The sequence below is a fragment of the Streptomyces sp. NPDC001663 genome, assembly GCF_042893105.1.
In the GTDB taxonomy this organism is placed as follows: Bacteria; Actinomycetota; Actinomycetes; order Streptomycetales; family Streptomycetaceae; genus Streptomyces.
The window spans coordinates 99472-121072 of record NZ_JBIAUR010000014.1 but is presented as its reverse complement, the minus strand read 5'-3'; the positions used below and the strand labels follow the sequence as shown (position 1 = coordinate 121072).

Genomic DNA, 21601 nt, shown 5'->3' with positions numbered 1-21601 from the left:
GCGGTGCTTGGCCGTGTGCGGATGCGTCGTGGCTGGTCGCGCCCACGCGGCAGAGCCGCATATCGACAGAGCCCCGCGCCCCTGAAGGGGCGCATCACCTACCCCCGACCAAGAAAGCAGCGGCATCATGGCGGCCGAACCGTACCCTGCCCGTTCCGGGCAGATCGATCCCCCAGCCTTCGCTCCCATTGGCGTACCCAGCCGCACTCCGGGCGAACGACGTCCCCGACTGCGCTCCGGGCTGTCGTACAGCCTCCTCGGGCCGGCGTTCGTCGCCGCGATCGCTTACGTCGATCCGGGGAACTTCGCCACCAATGTGCAGGCCGGCGCGACCTTCGGGCCGCTGCTGCTGTGGGTGCTCCTCGCGGCGAACGTCGTGGCGATGCTGCTGCAGTACCTCTCCGCCAAGCTCGGCGTCGCCACCGGGATGAGTCTGCCGGAGCTGTGCCGTGTCCGATATCGAAGGCCGGTGGTGTGGGGGTTGTGGGTGCAGGCGGAGGCGGTCGTGGTGATGACCGACCTTGCGGAGGTGGTCGGTGGGGCCATCGCCCTGCATCTGCTGTTCGGGCTTCCCTTGTGGGTGGGCGGCGTGGTGGTCGGGGCGGTGTCGCTGCTGCTGATGCCGATGCGCGGGCGTGGGCGGCGCCGGTTCGAGGTGCTGATGGCGGCGGGCCTGGCCTGTCTACTGGGGCTGTTCCTCGGACAAGTGCTGGGAGCCGGTGCTCCGTTGGCCACCGCCGCCGACGGACTGACGCCGCGGTTGTCGGGGGCCGAGAGCGTGGTGCTGGCCGGGGGGATCGTCGGCGCCACCGTCATGCCACACGTGATCTATCTGCACTCGGCGCTGACCAGCGACCGCTACAGCCTCTCCCTCGTGCCCGGAGCCGGCGGTCCGTCCGACGACCCCGATCGACCGCTGCGCAGACGCCTTCTGCGCCACGTACGCACCGACGTGCTGGTCGCGATGGGGCTCGCGGGTGCCGTCAACGTGGCACTGCTGGTGTCGGCGGCGACCCTGTTCCACCCCGGTGCGCCCGAGGCCGCCGACTCGCTGGGTGCGGCGCACGACGCCTACGGGCGGCTCGTCGGCCCGGTCGCGGCCCTCGCCTTCGCGCTCGCCCTGCTCGTCTCGGGCCTCGCGGGAACCAGCGTCGGCATGTATGCGGGCGAGGTGGTGATGGGCGGGTTCCTCGGCCGCCGGATCCCCGTCCTGCTGCGCAGGCTGCTCACCATGACACCCGCGATCGTGGTGCTCGCCGCCGGCGCCGGCCCTACGGAGAGCCTGGTGTTCAGCCAGATCATCCTCTCCTTCGGCATCCCGTTCGCGCTGGTCCCGCTGGTCCTGCTCACCCGCGACGCCGGCGTCATGGGCCGCTGGGTCAACCGACGGGCGACGACGTGCGGGGCATGGGTCATCAGTGCGACCGTGGTGGCGTTGAACGTGGCCCTGCTGGTGAGCCTGTCCGCCGGTTGAGCGTTCGCCCGTCGAACCAATGGGCGGCTCGCTCTCGCGCCGAAACCTGTGGGCATGAAGCCGGCAGATCGCCGCCTGCTTGCGGAGGAACTCGACGCGGAGAGCCTGGACCGGTTCGTCGACCGGCGGCACAGATCGCGGCGAGGCTGCGGTGTGGCGGCGTTGACGTCGGTGGGGCCGACGCCGGCCGCATCGATCCGGCCCGTGTGAGCGGTGCAGACAATGTGAATCCGGTGCGAACGCCCAGTCCCGTCCCCTGAAGCGCTGGGAGCATGTCCGTCTTGGCGGTGAGATCGGCTCGCGGCCGAGAGCCGAGGGGGCCGTATGCCGGAAGCCGACATTCGATGAACCCGAGCCGTCCGAGGAGCCGGGAAGCGCGGCAGGGGCCCTCATGAGTGAGCGGCAAGTGGTGCGGGCGGCCAACGGCTTCGCCTACGGATGCATCGGCGCGGACATCCACGTCTTCGGTGACGGAACACCGGTGTACTTGCTGTTCACCCGCCACGCCATGCCCGTCCTGGACTCGGAGTGGATGCGTGCGCAGCCCAGCCGGATGCTGGATGCGCGCGCGGAGATCGTCGACTTCACCGGCCGCGAGGCCGAACACGCCGATCTGCTCGCATGGCGCGACGCCGAACCGCGCTTGGCGGTGCGGTATTTGCACGGCGAAGGCGGACAGGGCAAGACACGGCTGGCTGCGCGACTCGCTCGTGACTCGGAGCGGGCGGGTTGGCTGGTGGTGGACGCGGCGCACGGCACCGACACCCATCCGGCCGCGGAAGGCAGCCAGAACCTCGACCTGCGCGGGAAGACGGGCGTGCTGCTGCTGGTCGACTACGCCGACCGATGGCCGTTGACGGACTTGAACTGGCTGTTCCACAACCGGCTGCTGCGCCGGGAGGCACCCGTGCGGGTCCTGCTCGTCGGCCGCTCCGTGGGCGGTTGGCCGGCTCTGCGCGGCAGGCTCGACCGGCTCCGGGAGAACATCGACACCTCCGACCAGTTCCTCGCACCACTGCCCGGCGACGGCCCCGCACGTGCCGACATGTTCGCCGTTGCGCGCGACAGCTTCACCCGCCACTACGCGCAGGCACCGCCCGTCCCGCCCGAGCCGCCCCAGCCGCTGGACGCCCCCGAGTTCGGGCTGACGCTGGCGGTGCACATGGCTGCTCTGGTCGCGGTGGACGCGGCGGTCTCCGGTCGCAGCCTGCCCACCGACATGGTCGGCCTCACCACCTACCTGCTGGACCGTGAGCAGGAGAACTGGCGTCAGCTGTACGAGAACGCCGAGCGGGGCCTGGACCACCGGACGTCCGACCGGGCAATGGCGAGGGCCGTGTTCGCCGCCGTCCTCGCCGGCCCCGCCACCACGGCCACGGCCACCGACATCATCGACACGATCATGCCGCAGGTGTCCGCCCCCAGGCTCCTGACCGACCACGCGACCTGTTACCCGAGCGCCGGTCCGGCGACCGGACTGCAGCCGATGCTGCCCGACCGGCTCGCTGAGGACTTCCTCGCGCTGATGGTGCCCGGTCACGCCGTCAGCGCCTACATCCCCGACCCGTGGACCGTGGACGTCGCCGAAACGTTGCTGTCGACGCCGAGCACCTCCGCGTGCGCACCCCGCGCGCTCACCTTCCTGGCCTCGGCCACCGACCGATGGCCGCACGTCGGTACCACCGTGCTGTACCCCCTGCTGACCGGTCGCCCGCAGGCCGCACTCGAGGCCGGAAGCCCGACCCTGACCGCCATCGCCGGCATCGGCCTCGCCGCGGACCGGCTCGCCCCCGAACTGCTGGCGGTCCTGGAGGTCATCGAGCCGCTGCTGCCCGAGGGTTCACACGTCGATCTGGACGTGGGGACCCTGGACGTCCTCGAACGGCTCACCGCCCACCGCCTCACCAGTACCTCGGACCCGGCCCGGCGTGCCTGGCTGTACGGCACCCTGGGCAGACGCCGCAGCAACGCGGGCCGCTGGGCGCAGGCGCTGGAGGCCGACGAGTACGCCGCACGCATCAACCAGCAACTGGCTGACGACGACCCCCGATACCGGCCCCACCTGGCGATGGCCCTCAACAACCTGGCCTCCGCGCTGTCTCACAACGGCCGGTCACGCGAAGCCCTCACCCAGGCGCGGCGGTCGGTCGTCCTGCACCGGCAACTGGCTCAGGACGACCGGCGCGAACGTTCCTCGCTGGCCCTGTCGCTGCGGAACCTGGGCAGCCGACTCGCCGAGGAAGGAATGACCGACCAGGCCGTCGCGGCCATCCGAGAGGGCGTGACCATCCGGCGTGAACTCGTCACCGCCGATCCCGCCCAACACCTGCCCGACCTCGTCGCCGACCTCAACAACCTCAGCAACCTCCTTGGGGAGCAAGGTTCTTGGGCGGAGACCGAGGCGATGGTGCGCGAGGCCGTCGAAGCCGGCCGACAGCTGGTAGAGGTCAGCGAGGCCGAGTACCTTCCGCTCCTCGCGGGAACGCTGACGGGCCTGGGCCGAGCGCTGCTGGGACTGGGACATGACGCCCAAGCGCTGGCGGTGACGCAGGAAGCCGTCGCGCTCTACCGTCGGCTGGCTTCGGCGAACCCTGCCACCTACCGACCCGACCTGGTTCGTGTCCTGCTCAACCTCAGCACGATGACGGCCGAACTGGACCGTGGTGAGGAGGCTCTCGAACACGCGGAAGAGGCGCTTGGGATAGCTCGGCAGGCGGCCGAGGACGAGCCGGAACTCCACCGCGGCAGCCTGGTCGCGGCACTGGACACGCTCGGAGAGCGGCTGGACCGCCTCGGACGTGGAGACGATGCCCTGACGGCGTTGGCCGACGCTGTCGCCGTATTCGAACAAGGACCAGGACCCTCGGTCTTCGACCACGACCACATGCGCCGGATGTACCGCCTGGCCGGGATGTACGCCGATGCCGGAGACCACCTGAACGAAGCCCGCCTGCTGCTGAATCTCAGCACGGGGATGACCCTGCCGCATGCCATCGACGCCGCGCGACGGGCCGCCGAGATCTATCGCCGGGAAGGTCGCGGCGAAGACGAAGCCGCGGCGCTGATCAACCTCAGCATGCTGTTGAGCTCCAACGACCTGGCGGAGGCCACCGAGCACACCCATCGCGCCATCGCCCTCTTCCGCGAGACGGGCAACCGCAACCTCGAGGGCGCGGCACTGGTCAATCTGAGCAGCCTGTTACAGCTCGCCGAGCGCTACCCCGAGGCAATCGCAGTCGCCGAGGAGGCCCACGCCATTCTCGGTGACCTCGACGACGGCGATGAGGGCAACCCGTTGTTCCAGAGGGGAACGGCCCTCCTGGAAGCCGGCCAGGTCGAGGAGGCCATCACCTCGCTCCAGCGGGCCGCCACCGCCTACCGCGACAAGGGCAAGGGCGAATACGAGGAGAGCGGGCATCCCTGGGGACAGGCCGACACCCTACGACGGCTCGCCGACGCACTCGTGAGTGCCGAACGGTTCACCGAAGCCGCAGAAACACTGGGACAGGCCGCTGCGGGCTTCGAGGCGATCGGCAATACGGGCCGGGCGAACGAAGCACTGTTGACTCGCTGCGCCACGCTGATCGCGGCGGCCCGCCCCGAGGATGCCGCCGTCCTGGCCGAACAGCTCGTCAACCGCTACCGGGCGGCCGCCGATCGAGCAGGTGAGGCCAAAGCGCTCGGGTACCTCGCATCAGCGCGTCTCGATGCAGGGCCGGCCGATGAGGCTCTGGGGCCGTGCGAAGAGGCGGTCGCGATCTTCCGTGAACTGGACGACCCTCAGCACATGCGGCACGAGGCCGCCGCGCTGTTCAACCTCGGCAAGATCCGGGACGACCTGGGTCTTCACGACCGGTCCGGGACCGCCTACGAGCGGGCCGCTCTGAAGTGGCGCGAGATCGGTTCTCCGGGCGAAGAACACTCGGCCCTGTATCGCCTGGGCACTTCGTTGTTCCAGCAGTACCGCCACCACGAGTCCGCCGAGGCCTACCAGCGGGCCGTGGAGATCTGCCGCCGGTCGGGCGACCGGCATGCCGAGGCCAAGTCGCTGTTCGGCCTGGCCGCCGCGCTCGTCGAGCTGGGGCGGCTCGACGAGGCGTCCGCCGCGGCCGGGCACGCCGCCGCACTGTTCCAGGCTCTGGGCGACCAGCACGGCCACGGCGCCGCGATGGACCGCCTCGCCGCCGCCCTCCATGGCCTCGGACGATCCCAGGGTGCCGTCGAGCCCGCGGCCGAGGAGGCTGTCGCGGCCTTCCGCCGACATGGGGACCGCCAAGGCGAAGCGCTGACCCTGGACTTGGCCTGTGCCGCACTGCTCCAGGCACAGCGCTGGGACCAAGCCGTCTCCTTCGCCGAACGGGCGCTGGCGGTCTTCGCCGAGTGCGCCGACGCGGAAGGAGAGGGTGAGGCGCTCATTCACCTCGGCCTTGGATTCGCGATGAAGCGACAGCACGCCAAGGCAATCGACGCCTACGAACGCGCGGCCGGCCACTTCCGCGAGACCGGGCGTGAGGACGACGAAGCCCGAGCCCTGCACGGCCTGGGCGAAGCACTGTCACGCGAAGAACGCTACGACGAAGCCGTGGCTGCCAACCGGCGCTGTGCCGGCATCCTCAACGCCCATGGCGAGCACGCCACGGAGGGTTTGACCCGACTCAACCTCTGCGACGCGCTGGAACGCCTCGACCGGTTCACCGACATCGTCCCGGAAGCACACCGCGCCGTCACCGCCTACACCAAGGCCGGCGACCGCGCGGGAAAAGGCAAAGCCCTCATCCGACTCGGCAGAGCGCTGGCAGTGACCGGCGCCACCGACGAGTACGTGGCTGTTCTCGACCAGGCCGCCGGCATCTTTCAGGAGACGGGCGACCCTGCCAACGAAGCCCGCGCCCGCTTCGAACTCGGCGCCGCGCTCCTCAACAACAACGTGATCGACGCACCGATCATCCCCCTGGAGCGAGCCGCAGTCAGCTACGCCAGAGCCGGCATGCTCCTTCACACGGGTATCGCCTCGCTCAACCTCGGCACCGCCTACAAGGACGCGCACCGGCTGGAAGAGTCCATCGCCGCATACCGGCAGGCCGCCGAGATCTTCGCCGAGCAGCGGGACCCGGAGCACGAGCATCAGGCACTCGGCAGACTCGGCGCGGCACTCATGGAAGCCGGCCGGTACTCGCAGGCGATACCGCCGGTGCGACGGACGATCGCCATCTGCCAGAGGCTCGGCGCACGCACCGACGAAGGCATGGCCCAGTTGATGCTCGGCGCCATGCTCACCGATCTGGGCCAACTCGAAGACGGTGCGGCCGCCAGCCGCCGGGCCGCCGAGATTTTCCTGGAGGCCGGTCGGCGAGAGCTGGCCGAACTGGCCCTCGGCAATCTCCGACGAGCCCTCGACCGCCGCGACTTCCACTGATGTCGGTCCCGGCGAGTGACTTCCCTCAGCACTCGATGATGTTCACCGCCAGACCGCCCCGGGCCGTCTCCTGGTACTTCACGGGCATGTGGGCGGCCGTTGATCATGTGGTTGCCATGCAGTTTTGGCGTGTCCGGGCTCACGTTGAGTCGCACTAGGGCAGGTCTCGGGTGCGAATCCCGAAGGGGCTCGGGCGGTGCTGCGGTTGTCGGCCCGGGATGTGGCAGCGGAAGGAAATGGCCGCAGGGGCGCTGTCCGCAGACCTGGGAGCAGCGCTAGGCTGGCTGACGAGGCCCGAGCCCCCGGCAGCAGCTCAGTTGCTCTGCTCCAGGGAGGCGCGCGGCGCACGCAGGTCTCGACATCAGCGATATGATACGCCTCGGTTCGGCGTAGGGGTGTCGGGCGCACCGTGACCTGACCCTCTTGCCGACCGGTTGGCGGCCTGTGCTGAGCGCCACCACATCCGCCGGCGACATCTCGTGGCGCCTTGCGGACCGGTTCCTCCTGGAGGTCGCGTACGCGACCTGCGTACCGGCGAACATCACGCCCAGCCACGCAAGGAGTCCCCTGTGACTGCGACCGCTCACGAGTCCCCCGAGGCCACCCTCGGCGACGAGTTCGGCAAGGAACTCGAGCGCATACGCTCTGAGATCATCGCCGCGCGCGGCGCCGACGACGCGCGCTACATCCGTGGCGTGATCGCCGCCCAGCGCGGTCTGGAGGCGGGAGGCCGGATCGCGCTCGCCGTCTCGCTGTTCCCGCCCGCCTGGGTGGCGGGCACCGCCCTGCTCTCTCTCGCCAAGATCCTGGAGAACATGGAGCTGGGTCACAACATCCTGCACGGCCAGTGGGACTGGATGGGCGACCCGGCGATCCACTCCACGACCTGGGAGTGGGATTTCCTCACGCCCGCCGAGGCCTGGAAGCACACCCACAATCATCTGCACCACACCTGGACCAACGTCGTGGACCGCGACCGCGACCTCGGGTACGTCGTCTTCCGGATGAGCGCCGATCAGGCCTGGCATCCGCGCCATCTCGCCCAGCCGTTCTACAACTTCCTGCTCGCGCCCCTCTTCGAGTGGGGCATCGCGCTGTACGACCTGGAACCGGATGCCGTCGTCGCCGGCCGCAAGCCGTGGCGTTCCTTCCTGGACGACGTGAGCGGGTTTCTCGCCAAGGCGACCCGGCAGCTCGCCAAGGACTACGTGATCTTCCCGCTGCTGGCCGGGCCCTCCGCGCTGCCCTGTCTGCTCGGGAACCTCACCGCCAACACGGTGCGCAACCTCTGGACCCACACCGTCATCTTCTGCGGCCATTTCCCCGGCGACGTCCAAACGTTCACCGAGGAGCACATCGAGGGCGAGACCCGCGGTGAGTGGTACCTGCGTCAGGTCCAAGGCTCCGCCAACATCGAAGGCGGCCCGCTCTTCCACGTCCTCAGCGGCAATCTCGGCCACCAGATCGAGCACCATGCTTTCCCGGATCTGCCCAGCAACCGCTACGCCGAGATCGCCCCGCAGATGCGTGAACTCTGCGAGAAGCACGGCATCCCGTACGTCACCGGCCCGTTGTGGCGGCAGTACGGCTCCACCTGGGGACGCATCCTGCGCTTCGCCGTACCGACCGGCTGAACTGCCGGACGGACTGAGGCGTTCGCCTTCGTGTTTCAGCTGACGCCGACCTTCACCGATCGCTTCCCCATGCTCGACAGGGCGCAGTGCACCATGTCTCGTCGACGCGGTGCTCGGCCGGGTCGAGGGCGTGCAGAACACGGCCACCGCAGGCCGACCGGTGTGAGTTGCGCACCGGTTTCCTGCGGTGGCTGTGCCCCCTGCGGAGAGGACGGTGTCACTGACCGGTGGGCGCCGACATGTGCAGCAGCCGTTCGGTGATCTCCCGGTACTGCCTGAGCGCGAGCCGTAGTTCCTCGGTCTGCGCGTCGGTGTCCTGGTCCTGCCAGCGTGCGCGCAGGACGCGGCGCCGTTCTGTGAGGGTGTCGGTGAATCGGGTGGCGACATTGTCGAGGACGGCGTCGGCCTCTTCCACCGCCTGGCGCGGGTTGTCGACGAAGGTGGTCAGGGCCTGTTGAAGGCGCAGGGTGAGCTTGTCCCGTTCGCCCTGCGAGACCAGGCCCCGGCCTGGCCCCGGATCGGAGCCGCCGGCGCTGGTGCCGGGCTCAGGTGGTGCGTGTTCGGCGTCGTGCGACATCAGGTGCTGCTTCCCTTCGCGTGGCGTCGGGTCAGTGGCCACGGTGCGTGGCCCTGGTCGTCGGGGGACGGCCGGTGAGACCGGCCCGGGTCGGCCGGCTGCTCGGTGACCAGTGCTTCGAAGAGGCTTCGGGCTTCGACCATGGCCTCCCGCATTTCCTCGGTTCCGCTCTGGTCGCGGGCCGCTGCATGCATGCCGCGGTAGCCCTGGACGTAGTGGCCGTGGTGGATGGACAGGGCGGCGATCTGGTCCTCGAACTGCTCGCTGTCGGGGAAGCCACGGTCTCTGGCCAGGCCTGCCAGCAGCGCGTCCGCCTCGGTGACGGCCTGCTGCGGTGATTCGACGAACTGCTCCTGGACAATGGCCCATTGAGTCACGTAGTGCTCGCGGACCTCGGGTGACAAGGGCCGCTGGGTGAGGGAGCCGTGTCGCTCCACACGCTCGCCAAGTTCCTGTTCGGCGGCCTTGGTGTCGCCGCCGTGGTGGGCGACGGTGCGGGCGTACTCGGGGCCGAAGCGCCGCCTCAGCCCGCGCCCGCCACCGCCCCGCATCCGTCCACGTCCGAGGTAGAGGAGGCAGGCCACACTGATGACGATCACAGCGATGATCACGACGGTGAACATGGCCGCCTTCTCTGGCTCTCGTTTTGCACGTCGGTCTGCTTCATTGCCGTCAATTCCTGTCGGTTCATTGGGTGTTGAGGCCTGCGGGGTGGTGTCACGGCGTGGGAACGGGTCCTGTCGTGCCGCTGCAGCCGCCTGCTGCGGGTGGTTCGGCCGATGCGTTCGGTGATCCGGCCCTTGAACGCCTGTGCCTTGTGCCTGGTTGTCCGTCCGATGCTCATGGCCGCCCCCTGCTTGTGCGGTGAGCGGGCGGCCGCGCGTGATCGCCGTACAGGCCGTCGTTCCCGCGGGGTGAGTTCGGGCGTGGAGCGGATTACCTGCGACCACGGCTGTAGCGGCGGCGGCCACCGCCGCGCCCGCGCTTGGCGAAGCCGACGATCCAGACGACCAGCAGGACGGCCGCGACCCACCACAGGATCTGCATCGTGAAGCCGAAGCCGAAGACCACCAGGATCAGCAGAAGGAGAAGAATCCAGATCATTGCCGGGCCTCCAGACCGCGGGGATTTCCTGGTTCCGCGGGGTCCGGGCGAAGCGGGAAGGTGGAATGCTGCGCCCGAATGATCCGGAGTGGCATGGCCCTACGCCGTGTTGTCAGTCAACGCCCGGCATCCTCCCGTGTCAACGCAGCGTCGGCACCGGGCGGTTCCGGGAGCTGCGCCGGGACCGCCGGGGTGAACGGAGCCTCGGCGAGGGCTTCGACCGGTGGCGGTGTCGGCAGGATGTGGTCCTCCCACCAGGACAGGGCCAGCACGGTGGCGAGCAGGACGAAGGGCGTCGAAGCGGGAATGATCAGCGCGTACATGTGTACCGCCTGGTGTGGGACGTGTGCGACGCGGCGGGCAGCAGATCGGTGCCCGCTCGGGGCGCATCGGGTGCACCGGTAGCGTGATTGCGGGGCGTGCGGGAACGGCCTCGCTCGTGACGCGGCGGGTTCCGACACCGATGCGCGGGGTGCGCCCCCTGGGGAGCGCGCGGGCGGTGCGACGCTGCCGGGGGCAGGGGCGGCATGGCGCACGCTAGCCCTCGCAGCAGTCCCCCGACAGGTGTCAAGCAGCCATCCATGCCGGGCAGGAGGCGCTGACCTCGCGCCGTATCCGCAACCGTTGGGCAGGACTACGCTGCGGGGTGAGGCCCCAGTCCCCGGTATCGAAGCCGTGTCCCGCTCCCGGGGAGGCCCACGTGTTCGTCCTGCTCCTCATCCTCATCGCGGTCCTGTTCGGCTTCGGCTTCCTGCAGCCCGTCTGGTGGGTGGCCGCGGCGGTGCTGGTCTACGGCGCGACCCGCTACGGCCGTGATCGTGGCGGAGGCCGGAGCCGCAGCGGCCCTTCCGACCTCGGGGACTACCGGGACTACCGCGAGCGCCGGGACCGCCGCGAACGCTGGGACCGCCGCTACAGCCGCCAGAACCGGGCGCGCTGGCGGCGCGAGGACCGCCGGGACCACGAACACCACAGGTGACCGTGGAGTGGACCGGCAGCCGTGGTTTCCGGCCCGGCTTCAGCAGGGCCGGACACGTCGAACTCGTCAAGAGGAACATGCCATGCAACGCACAACCCTGCTCCAAGAGGACTGGTGGAAGCTGCGGGCCGAGGCCACCTGTGGGGACGCATCGGCGGGAGAGGACGTCGTCGCACTGCGCGCCGAGAACGATCAGCTGCGGCGGGCGCTGGCCGGCCGTGCGGTCGTCGACGAGGCCCGCGGCATGATGATGGTCCTGACCCCCTGCAGCCGTGGGACGGCCAGGGACCTGCTCGTCGACATCTCGCGGCAGTGCAACACCAAACTTCCGGAGGCGGCCGCAGCCATGGTCGCCGCCTGGGAGGGCAAGCCGCTCCCGCGGCCAATGCAGCGGGCGCTGCGGCGTGCACTGCGGCGGCTTTACGCGGAAGACCGAGGGTGTGACTCACCCCCGGCCGATGAGCCGTCCAGGTAGGGAGAGGCCATGATTCACGCAGCCGACGTCCGGGAATGGCGCAACCGCGACGTCGTCGACACCGAGTCGCACAAGATCGGTGTCCTGGAGGCGGTCTATGTGGACACCACCACCGACGAGCCGGCCATGGCCACGGTGCGGACCGGACTGCCCACCCGGCACCGCCTGGTCTTCGTCCCCCTCGAGGACGCGATTGCCGGGCCCGGCTATCTCAAGGTCGGCTATGTCAGAACCCTGGTGAAGCAGGCCCCTTCGATCGGTACAGACGACGTGCTTCCTGCCGAGCAGGAGGAAGCGATCTTCAAGCACTACGGACTGCCGTACCAGCCCGGCGCGGCCGGCGAACGGCAACTGGCGCGCCGCTGACCACCTACGGACGGGACGACTGCCGTGTTCGCCGCAGCCGGGATCTGCGGTGGCAGCCGTCCGCTCACGCAGACACCGGTGGGGCCATGGCTCCTGGTCGCCGTCGCGATCGAGCTGATTCTCCTCGGCGTCTTCATCCTTCGCCTCAGCCCGCCGGCGCCGCCTGTGAAGCGGTGGCCCAAGCCGGGTCGGCGAGGTTTCAACTCTGCTGGCAGGGCTAGTCGTTGGACATGTCCAGACGCTACGGCGGAAGCCCCGCGGGGACGGTCATCTCCATCATCGCGGACATCGCGGCACTGATTCTGATCCTGTGGATCGCCCTCTACCTGTTCGACGCCAACACCGCCAACAGCACGGTCTCCTGGGTCCATGACGCGGCGAACTGGCTCTCGGGCTGGTCGCACAATCTGTTCACCATCCACTCGGACAACTGGCGCACCGTGGTCAACTACGGTCTGCCCGCTGTCGTCTACCTGCTGATCGGTCACGCGGTGGCCGGCCGGGTCAACCGGACCTAGCCTCTCTTCCGCCGACGCGCAGCCGCGCGTAGAAGTGAAATGCGGAACGCATCGGCAGCGCCTGGAACCGCCCGTATCCATCGGGCGGAGGCGGCCATGACATGCAGTTCACCGTCCCGATCCGTGAGCAGCACAGGTCCGGCCCTCACGCCGATGGCCACGGAGCCCGACGGCCGTCGGGCTCCGGAACTATCCAGGGACATTGATGGGGAATCTCAGAGAAGAAGAACGGGCGCCCAAGCACAAGGTGCTCGACCTGACGGTTGTGCAGGTAGTGGCGAGCGCACTCGCGACTGTGGTCGGTGCGGTGCTGGCGTCCCTGCTGGGGGTGACGGGGACGATCATCGGAGCCGCCGTGGTCAGTACCAGCGCGACCACCGGCGCGGCGGTCTTCTCGCATGCTTTCCGCCGGACAGGCGAGGGGATCCGTAGCCGGGTGCCGCCCGTGGGAGTGCCGAGGACGCCGGGCGAGGAGCGGGCGGAACACCGTGCGGACGCCCGGGCGGCGTTCGGGGCACCGGCCGACGCCAAGGCTGTTGACGCCAGGCCGCCCTTCGGGCCCGGTGGCCCGGATGGCGAGCACGACGGGACGACAGCGGGCTCCGCGCCTCCCGAAGGCGAGTCGATCACCACCTATCGTGTCGGCTCCGTCCGGAGAGCCATCGGATGGAGGAAATACGCCCTGGCGACGGGCCTGGTGTTCGCCCTGGCGATGGTCACGGTTACCTCGGTGGAGCTGATCATGGGCAAGCCGGTGGCGGCCGTGGTCAAGAATGAGCCGGGCAGGGGAACCTCGGTGGGCGGTGGCTCGGCGGGTACCCCCGGTCCCGCAGACAGCCGGGTACCCACCCAGAGTGCGTCCAGCGGCACGGCGCCGCACACGGCAGGCTCTGCCTCGCCGGACGCGAGCGCGGCGCCGGACACCGGTTCTGGTCCCAGTCTCGGCCCCACCCCCAGCTCCAGCCCCAGCGGTTCGGCGTCGTCCGCGCCGTCCAGCGGCGCTGCCGTGAGCAGTTCCGACGCCACCCACCGCTGATTGAGCGGTGACCAGCCGGCCCAGACCTCGGCGGGCGGCCTCGGCGGCGAGCGGAGAGGGTAAGACCCGGCCGCTCGGACAGCCACGCCCGTGTCTGCCCGGGCGAGGCAAGGCCTAGTGCACCCGGTCCTCGCTGGTCTCCTGCGTGTCCTCGTCCGGCAGGTGCACGTCGTTGACCGCGATGTTCACCTCGACGACCTCCAGGCCCGTCATCCGTTCCAACGCCGCGATCACGTTCTCACGGACCTCTGCGGCGATGTCGGTGATGCTCACTCCGTATTCGACGACGACCTGGAGGTCGATTGCGGTCTGCTTCTCACCGACCTCGACCTTGACGCCACGCCCCGCGCTCGCGTGCCCGCCCGGGACCCGGTCGCGCATCGCGCCCATGGTGCGGGTGAATCCGCCGCCCAGCGCGTGGATTCCGGGGACCTCCCGTGCGGCGATGCCGGCGATCTTCTCCACCACCCCGTCCGCGATGGTCGTCCGGCCGCGGGTCTCCGGCGGTTCCTGGGGCCCGGACCGGGCGGCGTGCAGCGTCGTGCCCAGGGCGGTGCGGGGCTCATCAGAGCCGGGCTTGGGCAGGGTCGAACCGTTCGGCTCCGTCATGCGAAGCCACCTCCTCGGGTGGTGCACGGACTGCCGTGCCCGGACGGCCAACGGCCGCCGTGTTTCGTGCCGCTTGCCGAGTACCGCGCTGCGCATCGGGCATGCCTGCGTACGGCATCACATCGCGGCCAAGGTCCAGGCGCTGGGAACAGGCGGGTCACCCGACCCCCACCGGACCGCGCCGGGGACTATGCTGCTGTACGGACGTCCCAGACCCTGGCGGCTTGTCGTTGCTCGACACAGATGGTGCAGGGAGCGGGCTCGTAGTCCGTCACCCCGCGCATCCCTGGAGGGAACCGGGTGGTCCTCTGTCCTGTCGCACAGGCGGGCGGACCGGCCTGGCTCCGACTCCGCCGAACGTACGCCCCCACCGGGAGCGCGCCAAGGGGGCCGGGTATCCGGCGTCACCGCGTTCACTGCCGGATGGTCCTCAGAACCGAGGCGTCATGTCCCTCCCACAGCTCGTCGTGTATCGCCATGACCGGAGGAAACGGGCACTGATCACCCTGGCGGGTGAGATCGACCTGGAATCGGCGCCACTGGTGGGCACGGCATTGGAGCGCTGTCTGCACGACGACATGCGCACCATCGACGTCGATCTCACCCCCGTCACCTTCTGTGACTGCAGCGGCCTCAACGCCTTCCTGCACGCTGCGCAGCAGACCACCGTGGCGGGCGGGACGCTGCGGCTGCACCACCCGCCGCCGATGCTCGCCCTTGTCGTCGGCCTCGCCGGCTGCGGGTTCCTGCTTCTCGGCCTTCCGTCCGGCCACCTGCCACCTCCCCTCGGCGACACCCTGGCCGCGCCCAGTCCAGGGCCGCCGCACGAGTCTGTCCCGCACGCGCCTGTTCTCTCGGGCGATGTGCGATGACGGCCGAACCCGGGCGGGGACCGTCACGGAGGCCGGGGGACGGCGAGCCCACTGCCATGGCTCCGGTGCGGTTGCGTCGGCTGAACCGTTGGCTGGTGGAGGGCATGCGGGAGGATCTGGCGGATCTGTACGTGGAGTCCCGGGTAACGGCGCCGGGTGATGCGTACCGTCGTCCCAGCTGCCAGAACTTCCTGAACCGTCTCACCACGGACATGCGCCGGCCGGGATTCGCCATGGTGATCGGCGAGACGGACAGGCTGATGGGATGCGCCTTCGGATTCCCGGTACGCGGCGACGGCTCCTGGTGGTTCGGCTTCGACGGAGTGTTGCCGCGCGGCATCGATCAACTCACGGTGTCCGACAGGGTCTTCGCGTTCGGGGACATCCTGATCCGGCCGCACCCGCAGGACCGGGGCCTCGCCCGCCGGGTGCAGGAGCGGCTGCTGACCGACCATCAGGCGTCGCTCGGTGCCACCCTGGTGGACCAGGCCGATCGTGCGACCTCCGCTGCGCTGCGCTCCTGGGGATGGCTGGATGTCGGGGAGCTTCGCAGGCCGCCCGGTCCCACCACGTTCCGCGCGCTGGTGCTTCCCGTCGGGGAACGCACCACGGCGAGGCTGGCGGGCCTCGTCACGATGCCCGGAGGCGGTGGCCCGGGGGGTCCCTGAGAACCGGTCGGCCCGCATTCGGATGCTGGTGGCCGAGCAGGCGGCGCGGTGTTCGGGTCGGTGTGGTGGACGTGTGCACCGCGGCCGTGGCCGCGCTCCCGGTTGGCGGGGCCGGGCTGTCGGCGATGTCCAAGGCCGTGCCGAGTCACCCGCTGTGCAGCACCGACACCGTCAGCGAGCAACAAGAGGAGCTCCAGCTCACACTGGGCGAGGGGCCCGGTGTGGACGCCTTCCTGCACGGCTCGGCCGTCCTGACACCCGATCTGCTCACCCGTGATCTGCAGGACCGCTGGATGGTGTTCGCCGAGGCGGCCCTGGAAGCCGGGGCCCGCGCGGTCTTCGCGCTCCCTGTGCAGACGGGGGGCGATCAGCCCGGGGGTTCTGGACCTGTACGCCCACCTTCCGGTCCGGTTGGACGCGGAGGAATTGGCGGATGCGATGGCGTTCGCCGATCTCGCGACCCTGGTGGCTGCTCGACGCGCGAATCGACGAGACGGGCGGGCCGCCCGATGGCCCCGTCGAGGACCTGGGTGCGTACCGGGCGGAGATCGACCAGGCCGGCGGGATGCTCACGGTCCAGCTCGGCGTCGGCATCGAAGAAGCCTTCGTCCGGCTCCGCGCCTACGCCTGGCCCGTCGGCTTCGTTTCCCACCGGACGCGGAGCCGGACCACTGGTAAGGACACCTGACGTATCGGTACCGGCCGAGTCACGAGCTGTACTTCCTGCCCCGTCGGGCCGGGACAGTCTCAATCGAGGGTGCCCACGATGGATCGACAGCTCCTGGCCAAGACCTTCGTCGAGCTGGCCGACAACCTGGTCGCCGACTTCGACCTCATCGACTTCCTGCACCTCCTGACCGACCGCTGCGTCGGCATGCTCGATGCGAGCGCCGCCGGGGTGCTGCTCGCCGACCGGGACGGCAAACTCCGTGTCATGGCCGCCTCCGACGAACAGGTGCGTCTGCTGGAGCTCTTCCAGCTCCAGAACGACGAAGGGCCCTGCCTCGAGTGCTTCCGCACCGGCGCACCGGCGATCATCCACGACCTGACCCGGGAGGTCGACCGCTGGCCGCGCTTCGTCACGGTGGCTCACCGCAGCGGATTCGGGGCCGTTCAGGCCCTGGCCGACGTCGCCATCATCAGCCTGCTGCAACAACGCACCGCCCAGCGCAGCACGGTGCTCAACGAGTAGTTGCAGACGGGCTTGAACAGCCGGGTGCTGATCGAGTAGGCGAAGGGGAAGCTCGCCGAACGCCAGGGCATCGACATGGAGCAGGCGTTCAGCGCACTGCGCGGTTACGCCCGTTCCCACAACCGGCGCCTGGCCGACGTGGCTCGCGCCTTCATCGACGACTCCGAACCCCTTCCCGGTCTGGGGTCCTGACCCACGCCCCGGCGGGGTTCGCTACTGCTTGGCGCCGTCCTCGATCAGACGGCGGTGCAGTTCCGTTGTCATGACGTGGATCGCTCGCGTCAGCTCGGTGTTGGTCTTGAGTTCCAACTCCTGCTCGATGAAATCGTGGTCGGCCTTGATCTGCTGGAAGGCCGCCTGCCGGTTCTGGCCGATCATGACGAACGTGGAGAGGAAGATCGCCTCCAGCGACACCACGAGCGTCAACGTGGGCCAGGGGCTGGCCTCGACGAACAGCATCCAGAGCGCGAAGGCGATGGCGTGGAGGTAGACGAACGGCATCGAACCGGCGAACTTGGTGATGGCGTCGGCGATCCGCAGTTGGACATCCCCGGCACGGTTGTTGCGGTGCGCAACCACTGCGGGGTGATGCATGGCCTGGCTGTCCTGCTCGCTCATGGCGGCGCGCCTCTCGCGTTTCGGGGCTTTTCGCGGGGCACCGCCGACCACAGGCCACGGCCCCCCGCGCGTCCCTGGAGCCTAATCGTGGGACTCGGCCATCACCTGGTCGCGCGGGGCGCACAGCTGCGGATGAGCAGAGGGGAGACGCGCATCTGTGGGTGGCGGTGCCCGGAGCGGCCGGGTACTGCGTCCAGGGACAGGGCGCTGAAGCTCTCCAGCGCCTTCTGGCCGAGCCGTGCCTCCGCATCGGCGAAGCCGGTGTGCACGGCGATCTCGCGGACGGAAAGTTCGTGGCTATAGAGCGCAGCGCACGCATTCGTGGCGGAACGGACCCTGCCACGCAGTTCCTGCACACCGTCGCGGCACATGTACGCCCCGGAGGTGGTCTCGGAAGCGCCGTTTCACCTCGCCGAGGATCGTCGCTACGGCAAAGCTCGGGAAGGCGGTACCGCGGCTCGGCTCGAAGCGGGATACCGCCTTGACCAGGCCGAGTTGGGCGACCTGCGTGAGGTCTTCGAAAGTCTCACCACGACGGCGGAAGGGCCGCGCCGGCCGTACGGCCATCGGCATCCAGGCACACGACCTCCGGGCCGCCGTGATCAGCAGCGGCCTGACCTCGCTGCTGGACACCTTCCCCGCGGGACCCGCCGACGACGTCGAACTCCTCGGTCCGCCGACTGGAGGGGCCGCAGTGCCTGGCGCAGCTCCTGTCGTACCGGTTCCGGGAGCGCCTCGTCCTGCGCCGTGGCGACCAGGGCCGCGGCGTCGATCACCGCGCGGCTCACCAGGGCCCGCTCCAACTGCTCGTTCGGGGCTCGCAGTTCGACGACCTCGGCCAGCAGAGCTGCATCCTTCGCCGAAGCCACCCCCCTCAGCAGCGGCTGCTCTTCGCGGGGCGTGCTCACGTGGTGCATGGTGCGTACCTCACAACGCAGCCATCCTGTCCATAGGCGGTCGGTGGTACGCCAGTTGTCGTGGCCGTACCGGACCGGTGGGGCAGGCGGTGGTGTCGGTCAATTGTCGTGCTCGCTGTCCCGACAGACCTCGCGCCTTCAGCGCCCCCGATGCCGACGGCGGTCCCCGCGGTCCCGGTGTTCCCCGGGATCAGAACCGCCGCCACGGTCCCAGCCCCCGCCTTCACCACGGCGGCCGTATTGGATGGCGCCGAACACCAGCACGGCCGAGGCCGCGGCCACCCAGCAGATGGGGTAGAGGAAGCCGAAGCCGAACAGGACCACGATGAGAACGAGAAGGAACACGAACACGGCGGGCCTCTCCGGAGCGGAGCGTCACTGCCGGGGGCCGGGGCCTGTTCGAACAGGGTAGCCCTGCCCGGAGACAGCTGGTGGTGCGCCAGGGGTTCGGGTGCGAGTTCTTCGTCTGCGGGACGAGTGGCGGAGGTGCTGTTCATGAGTTCTGGTCTACGGGTCGACCGGGGAGCGCTGGGAGAGTGGGCGGGAGGTTCGCGGCCGCTCTGGGAGCTGCTTCAGCGGCTGCCCCCGCCGGGGAAGCGGTCTGCGTTGTCCTGAGAACCGTTCGTTGTGCTGATCACGGGCGTGGTGCCGGTGCCGAGCGGGTCAGGGCGAGGCGAAGCCTTCGCACGGCCGTGGTGACCAAGTGGCCTCGTGCCCTGTCGGACTTCTCGCGAAGGGGAGCTGTGGGATCGGGGCGTCGGGCGAGCCCTCGTAGCCTGGTGCGGCTGTTGTGCTCGACGAGGATCGGCACGTAGTTGGCGATACGAGCGTTGCTGAGCGGCTGGTAGCAGTCCTGAACCACCTTCCGCACGACCGCGGGTGTCAGCAGGCCGGCGTAGGTGGCCGTCAGATGGTCTGTGAGCCTCTGAAGGGTGTCGGGTAGCGCGGTCTCGGCTGTGTTCGCGCCCATGGCGCGCTCCTCACTTCGCAGACGCCCGACCGCGGCAGCCGATTGGTATCCGGGTGCTCGGCGCCGGTCCGTCCACTCCCCACACTTGCACGGATCGCGTCCGCGGAACGGCCCACCGGATCTGTTCACCGACTGGCCATCTCGGCTGGGTCGGGCGCGCTCCAACTGCGCCTGCTGCAGACCGTGGTGGACGTCTCCGCGGAGAAGAACAGCACGCTGGTCATGCCGTTCCCGGTGGAGATGCTCCGCTTCTTCGAGCACCAGAGCAGGGAGACCGACGGCGAGTTCGCGCGCCGGAGTGTCCCGCGCCCCGCGCTCTCCGAACCGGCCGCCCCTGCCCTGCCCTCCGCGACCGCCTTCCCTCAGAGCGGCGAACGGGTCGGCTTCGACGGTGACCGGATCGGCAGTCGCGCGGCAGTGGCGCGGGACCGGCGGGACAACTGGCCGACACACGCGGACTCCGACTCCGACGCGTCACACGCCCACGGCTGATCCCCGTCTGGTCCCGGGCAGCCGGCGGGTGAGCGCGAAGCGCCATGGCGATGAGTCGTCCACCATGGGTGTTGTACACGGGGATGGTCTCTCCTGGACCTTTCAGGGACTTTCATGCCTGTCCCAGGGAGCTTCCAGGGACTTTCCGTCGCGTAAGCAGGGAAGGCCCCGGCAGCGCTGAAAGATACGAACGCGCTGGGCAGGGCCCGTTCCCTCAGCACTCGATGATGTTTACCGCCAACCCGCCCCGCGCCGTCTCCTTGTACTTGACGCTCATGTCGGCGCCGGTGTCCTTCATGGTCTTGATGACCTTGTCGAGGGAGACATGGTGGCGGCCGTCGCCGCGCAGTGCCATGCGGGCCGCGGTCACCGCCTTCACCGACGCCATGCCGTTGCGTTCGATGCAGGGGATCTGGACCAGGCCGCCGACGGGGTCGCAGGTGAGGCCGAGATTGTGTTCCATGCCGATCTCGGCGGCGTTCTCGACCTGTTCGGGGCTGCCGCCGAGCACCTCGGCGAGGCCGCCCGCGGCCATCGAGCAGGCGGAGCCGACCTCGCCCTGGCAGCCGACCTCGGCGCCGGAGATGGAGGCGTTCTCCTTGAAGAGCATGCCGATCGCGCCCGCCGCCAGCAAGAACCTCACCACGCCGTCCTCGTCGGCGCCGGGGACGAAGTTGAGGTAGTAGTGCAGGACGGCCGGGATGATGCCGGCCGCGCCGTTCGTCGGGGCGGTCACGACACGGCCGCCCGCCGCGTTCTCCTCGTTGACCGCCATCGCATACAGCGTGACCCACTCCATCGCGTGCGCCAACGGATCGCCCCCGGCGCGCAGTTGGCGGGCCACGGCCGACGCCCGGCGGCGTACCTTCAGCCCGCCCGGCAGGATGCCCTCGCGCGACAGACCCCGGGCCACGCACGCCTCCATGACGCGCCAGATCTCCAGCAGTCCCGCTCGGATCTCCTCCTCCGTGCGCCACGCCTTCTCGTTCTCCAGCATCAGCGCCGAGACCGACAGGCCGGTCTCCCGGGCGAGTCGGAGCAGTTCGTCGCCGGTGCGGAAGGGGTACTTCAGCACGGTGTCGTCGAGCTTGATGCGGTCCTCGCCGACCGCGTCCTCGTCGACGACGAAGCCGCCGCCCACCGAGTAGTACGTCTTCTCCAGCAGCGGGACTCCCTCGGCGTCGTACGCGAAGAGGGTCATGCCGTTGGCGTGGTACGGCAGCGCGCGGCGACGGTGCAGTATCAGCTGCGTCGAAGCGTCGAAGCCGATCTCGTGGGCCGGCCCTGTCTCCGTGCCGAGCAGCCGGATCCGCCCGGTCGAGGTGATGCGTTGGACCTCGTCGTCGGCGGATTCGACGTCGACGGTGTGCGGTTCGTGACCTTCGAGGCCGAGCAGTACGGCCTTGGGGGTGCCGTGGCCGTGGCCGGTGGCGCCGAGCGAGCCGAAGAGTTCGGCCCGCACCGAGGCCGTCTGCGCGAGCAGGCCGTCCTTCTTCAGCCGGCCGACGAACATACGGGCGGCCCGCATCGGACCGACCGTGTGGGAGCTGGACGGTCCGATGCCGATGGAAAAGAGGTCGAAGACGCTGATGGCCACGGCGGGCTTCCTTGTCTGCGCGTAGCGGTGCGGAGGGCGGGGCCGGGGGAGAGGCTCTAGTTGCCCAGGCCGGGGTACAGCGGGTGC

The 21601-nt window shown here is 69.7% G+C and carries 24 protein-coding genes and 2 pseudogenes; 14 read left to right on the top strand and 12 right to left on the bottom strand.

Going from position 1 to position 21601, the window contains the following annotated elements:
• Positions 1-127 precede the first annotated feature (127 nt).
• From ACFY1L_RS38170 to ACFY1L_RS38155, 4 genes are all read left to right on the top strand, one after another.
• Entirely contained in the window at positions 128-1474 is a 1347-nt protein-coding gene (locus ACFY1L_RS38170) for an Nramp family divalent metal transporter (protein ID WP_388835091.1), read from the top strand.
• Between the two features lie 54 nt (positions 1475-1528).
• Positions 1529-1684 (top strand): hypothetical protein, encoded by a 156-nt coding sequence (locus ACFY1L_RS38165; RefSeq protein WP_388835088.1) that lies wholly within the window; start codon positions 1529-1531, stop codon positions 1682-1684.
• A 181-nt stretch (positions 1685-1865) separates the two neighbouring features.
• Positions 1866-6890: a tetratricopeptide repeat protein gene (locus ACFY1L_RS38160; protein WP_388835085.1), complete on the top strand. Its 5025-nt coding sequence runs from the start codon at positions 1866-1868 to the stop codon at positions 6888-6890.
• 569 nt (positions 6891-7459) lie between these two features.
• The gene (locus ACFY1L_RS38155; protein ID WP_388835082.1) at positions 7460-8524 is read left to right on the top strand and encodes a fatty acid desaturase family protein; all 1065 of its coding nucleotides are present in this window, start codon (positions 7460-7462) and stop codon (positions 8522-8524) included.
• Positions 8525-8741: 217 nt separating this feature from the next.
• Here the strand turns inward: ACFY1L_RS38155 and ACFY1L_RS38150 are convergent, their stop codons facing one another.
• The 4 genes from ACFY1L_RS38150 to ACFY1L_RS38135 form a co-directional block, all read right to left on the bottom strand.
• A complete protein-coding gene (locus tag ACFY1L_RS38150) occupies positions 8742-9101 on the bottom strand; it encodes a hypothetical protein (RefSeq protein WP_388835078.1) in 360 nt (119 codons plus the stop codon).
• Positions 9101-9724: a hypothetical protein gene (locus tag ACFY1L_RS38145; protein WP_388835075.1), complete on the bottom strand. Its 624-nt coding sequence runs from the start codon at positions 9722-9724 to the stop codon at positions 9101-9103. The genes ACFY1L_RS38150 and ACFY1L_RS38145 overlap by 1 nt, the downstream gene beginning before the upstream one ends.
• 313 nt (positions 9725-10037) lie before the next feature.
• On the bottom strand, positions 10038-10205 hold the full coding sequence (locus ACFY1L_RS38140) for a hydrophobic protein (protein ID WP_388835072.1): 168 nt from the start codon (positions 10203-10205) through the stop codon (positions 10038-10040).
• 116 nt (positions 10206-10321) lie between these two features.
• Positions 10322-10528, bottom strand: coding sequence for a hypothetical protein (locus ACFY1L_RS38135; protein WP_388835069.1), 207 nt, complete (start codon positions 10526-10528; stop codon positions 10322-10324).
• Between the two features lie 377 nt (positions 10529-10905).
• Between ACFY1L_RS38135 and ACFY1L_RS38130 the strand changes: the two genes are divergently transcribed.
• The 5 genes from ACFY1L_RS38130 (at position 10906) to ACFY1L_RS38110 (ending at position 13579) form a co-directional block, all read left to right on the top strand.
• Entirely contained in the window at positions 10906-11184 is a 279-nt protein-coding gene (locus ACFY1L_RS38130) for a hypothetical protein (protein ID WP_388835066.1), read from the top strand.
• Positions 11185-11266: 82 nt separating this feature from the next.
• Entirely contained in the window at positions 11267-11659 is a 393-nt protein-coding gene (locus ACFY1L_RS38125; RefSeq protein WP_388835063.1) for an ANTAR domain-containing protein, read from the top strand.
• A 9-nt stretch (positions 11660-11668) separates the two neighbouring features.
• Positions 11669-12025 (top strand): PRC-barrel domain-containing protein, encoded by a 357-nt coding sequence (locus ACFY1L_RS38120; protein WP_388835060.1) that lies wholly within the window; start codon positions 11669-11671, stop codon positions 12023-12025.
• A 230-nt stretch (positions 12026-12255) separates the two neighbouring features.
• On the top strand, positions 12256-12543 hold the full coding sequence (locus ACFY1L_RS38115; protein ID WP_266958095.1) for a hypothetical protein: 288 nt from the start codon (positions 12256-12258) through the stop codon (positions 12541-12543).
• A gap of 205 nt (positions 12544-12748) precedes the next feature.
• A complete protein-coding gene (locus ACFY1L_RS38110) occupies positions 12749-13579 on the top strand; it encodes a hypothetical protein (protein WP_388835057.1) in 831 nt (276 codons plus the stop codon).
• A gap of 114 nt (positions 13580-13693) precedes the next feature.
• Here ACFY1L_RS38110 and ACFY1L_RS38105 read toward each other — a convergent pair whose 3' ends face one another.
• Complete coding sequence (locus ACFY1L_RS38105) at positions 13694-14188, bottom strand: Asp23/Gls24 family envelope stress response protein (RefSeq protein ID WP_388835054.1); 495 nt, start codon at positions 14186-14188, stop codon at positions 13694-13696.
• A gap of 446 nt (positions 14189-14634) precedes the next feature.
• On the opposite strand from ACFY1L_RS38105, the gene ACFY1L_RS38100 reads away from it, so the two are divergent.
• The 4 genes and pseudogenes from ACFY1L_RS38100 to ACFY1L_RS38085 all read left to right on the top strand — a co-directional run bounded on the left by ACFY1L_RS38100 (position 14635) and on the right by ACFY1L_RS38085 (position 17112).
• Positions 14635-15060: an STAS domain-containing protein gene (locus tag ACFY1L_RS38100; protein WP_388835052.1), complete on the top strand. Its 426-nt coding sequence runs from the start codon at positions 14635-14637 to the stop codon at positions 15058-15060.
• Positions 15061-15164: 104 nt separating this feature from the next.
• The gene (locus tag ACFY1L_RS38095) at positions 15165-15728 is read left to right on the top strand and encodes a hypothetical protein (protein WP_388835049.1); all 564 of its coding nucleotides are present in this window, start codon (positions 15165-15167) and stop codon (positions 15726-15728) included.
• Between the two features lie 433 nt (positions 15729-16161).
• The gene (locus tag ACFY1L_RS38090; RefSeq protein ID WP_388835046.1) at positions 16162-16416 is read left to right on the top strand and encodes an ANTAR domain-containing protein; all 255 of its coding nucleotides are present in this window, start codon (positions 16162-16164) and stop codon (positions 16414-16416) included.
• A gap of 78 nt (positions 16417-16494) precedes the next feature.
• Positions 16495-17112, top strand: a pseudogene (locus ACFY1L_RS38085) (ANTAR domain-containing protein).
• Between the two features lie 21 nt (positions 17113-17133).
• Here the strand turns inward: ACFY1L_RS38085 and ACFY1L_RS38080 are convergent.
• The 6 genes and pseudogenes from ACFY1L_RS38080 to ACFY1L_RS38055 form a co-directional block, all read right to left on the bottom strand.
• Complete coding sequence (locus ACFY1L_RS38080) at positions 17134-17538, bottom strand: DUF1003 domain-containing protein (protein WP_388835043.1); 405 nt, start codon at positions 17536-17538, stop codon at positions 17134-17136.
• Positions 17539-17639: 101 nt separating this feature from the next.
• Entirely contained in the window at positions 17640-17807 is a 168-nt protein-coding gene (locus ACFY1L_RS38075; RefSeq protein ID WP_388835616.1) for a hypothetical protein, read from the bottom strand.
• A gap of 44 nt (positions 17808-17851) precedes the next feature.
• Positions 17852-18117: pseudogene (locus tag ACFY1L_RS38070) on the bottom strand (sigma factor); the annotation flags it as partial.
• Positions 18118-18140: 23 nt separating this feature from the next.
• Complete coding sequence (locus tag ACFY1L_RS38065) at positions 18141-18446, bottom strand: hypothetical protein (protein ID WP_388835041.1); 306 nt, start codon at positions 18444-18446, stop codon at positions 18141-18143.
• 147 nt (positions 18447-18593) lie between these two features.
• Entirely contained in the window at positions 18594-18806 is a 213-nt protein-coding gene (locus tag ACFY1L_RS38060; protein ID WP_388835038.1) for a hypothetical protein, read from the bottom strand.
• Between the two features lie 283 nt (positions 18807-19089).
• Positions 19090-19425 carry a three-helix bundle dimerization domain-containing protein gene (locus ACFY1L_RS38055; RefSeq protein ID WP_388835036.1) on the bottom strand — a complete coding sequence of 112 codons (336 nt, stop codon included), beginning with the start codon at positions 19423-19425 and terminating at the stop codon, positions 19090-19092.
• A gap of 183 nt (positions 19426-19608) precedes the next feature.
• Here ACFY1L_RS38055 and ACFY1L_RS38050 point away from each other — a divergent pair, with 183 nt between their 5' ends.
• On the top strand, positions 19609-19917 hold the full coding sequence (locus ACFY1L_RS38050; RefSeq protein ID WP_388835034.1) for a hypothetical protein: 309 nt from the start codon (positions 19609-19611) through the stop codon (positions 19915-19917).
• 214 nt (positions 19918-20131) lie between these two features.
• On the opposite strand, the gene ACFY1L_RS38045 is transcribed toward ACFY1L_RS38050, so the two are convergent.
• Positions 20132-21514 carry an L-serine ammonia-lyase gene (locus tag ACFY1L_RS38045; protein ID WP_388835031.1) on the bottom strand — a complete coding sequence of 461 codons (1383 nt, stop codon included), beginning with the start codon at positions 21512-21514 and terminating at the stop codon, positions 20132-20134.
• Positions 21515-21601 lie beyond the last annotated feature (87 nt).